The organism is Opacimonas viscosa (assembly GCF_024199005.1).
Classification (GTDB): domain Bacteria; phylum Pseudomonadota; class Gammaproteobacteria; order Enterobacterales; family Alteromonadaceae; genus Opacimonas; species Opacimonas viscosa.
Genome location: NZ_JANATA010000154.1, coordinates 1 through 268, shown reverse-complemented (window position 1 = coordinate 268; position 268 = coordinate 1). Strand labels below are relative to the sequence as shown.

The following is a 268-nucleotide window of genomic DNA, read 5'->3' as shown; positions in this document are numbered from 1 at the left end:
ACACTATCAGGCCCATAGCCAGAAAAGTAACGCCAAAGGATGTCCATACGTAAAAGGCATAACCGCCCATGTGCCAAAAGGCCTGCCAACTCTCAAACTGCATGATTAGTCTCCTTTGCGCTCTGAACCATCTCTTTTACCCAGGGGCGATGATATTCTCTACGGATTATTTCATTTTTCATGCGCATTACGGTTACCGCAGCAATAAATAAGGCGAACCCGAGTAATGCAATAAGTAGCGGCCAAAGCATTTCCGGTGCAATCGACG

At 46.6% G+C, this 268-nt stretch carries 1 protein-coding gene; it reads right to left on the bottom strand.

Going from position 1 to position 268, the window contains the following annotated elements; genetic code table 11:
- A partial coding sequence (ccmD, locus tag NLF92_RS13085) for a heme exporter protein CcmD (protein ID WP_254102652.1) occupies positions 1–103 on the bottom strand: 103 nt, incomplete at its 3' end.
- Between the last annotated feature and the right edge of the window lie 165 nt (positions 104–268).